At 51.7% G+C, this 2,281-nt stretch carries 1 protein-coding gene; it reads right to left on the bottom strand.

Annotation, left to right across the window (positions count from 1 at the left end):
* A partial coding sequence (locus BN4609_RS01225; RefSeq protein WP_303645081.1) for a SpvB/TcaC N-terminal domain-containing protein occupies positions 1 to 2,278 on the bottom strand: 2,278 nt, incomplete at its 3' end.
* Positions 2,279 to 2,281 lie beyond the last annotated feature (3 nt).

Raw genomic sequence — 2,281 nt, 5'->3', positions numbered from 1 at the left:
CGCTGACAGTTCCGTCCTTAGGAGCCTGCCATACACGCACAATATCCTCCATCGGTGAGTTCTTGATGGCTTCCGCCTGCTCATCCTTACTGACCTCCATGACAGAAGTGTCAACCTTGCCACCATAGATGATTGGGCTTGGCGTGTCGGCACTGCTCAATGTAAACGTAGGCACGGCATTGCCAGACTGATCAAACTCCAAATGGTTGAAATATACCTTGCCATTGGAAACGAGGTCAACAAGTCCGTCACCGTTGATGTCGCTGAAATACTGAGTGGTCTTTGTCTTAGTGGTTGACTTGTCCGTTCCGACAACGGCAGTCAGAACATTCCAACCGACAACGGCTTTCGCACCGAAAGAGTTCGTAGAACTTTTGGTTGTCGAGAAGTTACTGATACCCTTTACCTTGACAGGCTCACCATATACTACTTCTCCGTTGTCAGTMTTGACCTGTGGACGATAATATACGGAACCACCAGACTTATATACCTTGTCAGGAAGTCCGTCACCGTTCAAGTCAACGAATGCGGAAAGTCCCTTGCTGGTATCGCTGGAGTAGCTGTAAGAACCTCCTATTGTATTGCCTTTCCATTTGCTTCCGTCCCAAGGTCCCACACCTGCATAGAACGAACCGCTTACAGAAGAACTTGTCGTTCCGCCAAGTGCAGTWGGCTTGTCGCTGAAACGCTTGCTGACAGTCTTTAAAGGATTGACGAAACCWGCGTCAAGTCCGTCATCGTGCGTGTTCCATTTCTCGGAATCGTCCTTGAACGGAACATATCCCTTTTCAGCCTGCACATCATCATAATAGTCGAAGTTCTGGAAAGCCACTTCCTTTCCTGTGTTGTCATACTGTCTGACACCTGTGAGCATTTCCTTGTGGAATGCACCTTCCTTGTAGTCAAAGGCATAGCTGCGCAGGGTCTCGCCCTGGAAATTCACGGTCACTTTCTCCAACAGCTTGTTGGAGGAGGCGAGGAATCCATAGCGGGCATTGTTGGTCTTTACCTGCTTTATCTTGTTGCCWTCAAAGAGTACAACGGTGTGCGGTTCCTGTCCTGCATTACCTGCGTGAACCTCCTTCAGATATGCAGCCTTGGCCTTCAAGCCGCCACGCACATCCTCATCCACGATGTCATACACATATTCTATATAGTCACCGTGGAGTTCCTCGACACGTTTCAGCTTCCATTCGGCAATCACCTCACGGGTAYTGCCCGAAGCATCRGTGACATTGCCCTTTACAACAGCTCCGTCACCACCATAGATGTACTTGACACCCTGCTTGTCTGTAACCTCCCAATAATAGTTGGCAGGACTGTCACCCTTGCGGATGATACGGCTGAAATCACCGCCTTGGCGGGTGTAGAACTGGCGGTCAGCCTTTCTGTTCATCTTCTCGCCACGGTGTGCGACTCCCATCTGTCCGTTGTCGTCCATAGTGGAGAGCATTGAACCGGACAAAAGATAAGTCTCCGTCTCTTTTGACTGGTCATAACGAGGCACGCCCCACCGGGTGTCAAGCGTTATGCTTGGCACGCTGACGTTCCAACCTTCACCGAGCCAACCGCTACCGCCCTCGCTGCTGTACTGCAAGCCAAGGCTTGGCTGCATACCGTTTCGTGCTGGCGGCATCTCGAACGGATACTGCAGGTTGGCAGAGCCACGGTTGTTTGCGCTTGGAGGCGCAATGACATTGAGCTTCGCCGTCGGGTCAGCCGCCTTGATGTCGTTCATCATCGTCGGGGCAAAGCCTTCGGTCTGCGGTGACTCCGGGGCCTGTATCACGCCGTTGATCATGTCGGTGAAGTGGGTCGTCTTTGAAACGACACACTCTTCCTTCTTGTCCACACGCACACGCTCCAACGCAACCCAATGCTTCTCGGCCGGGTCGTAGTAATAGGTACGGATGTCGTCCTCGGTATAGCCGCTTGGTATTCTCGTGCGGTCATACTTTATCTTGACAGTCGCGCCCTCGCCTGTGAAATGGGTTCCGTGAGGGAGAAAACGGTAGCCATGTCCTCCTGCCGTGACATTGGTCATGGCAAAGTCAAGCTCAGGAACATTCTCCTCTCCGATAGAGTTCACGGAAAGGCTTCTGTTCCGAATGAGGTCTTTCTGAAGAACGACCAGTTTGCTACCTCCTACGGAGATACTGTCAGAGACACCCTTCTTGAAGAGTTTTCTCACGGCTGTCCCGTCCTTTGCCGAAAGGGACAGTGTGGCGGCAAGCAGTAAAACCAATGCCCACGCCACCTTCTGTATATAATTCTTCATGCG

Origin of the sequence: Leyella lascolaii, assembly GCF_900079775.1 — a bacterium.
GTDB lineage: Bacteria > Bacteroidota > Bacteroidia > Bacteroidales > Bacteroidaceae > Prevotella > Prevotella lascolaii.
The sequence above is the reverse complement of the archived record's forward strand: the minus strand, read 5'-3'. Positions and strand labels throughout refer to the sequence as shown.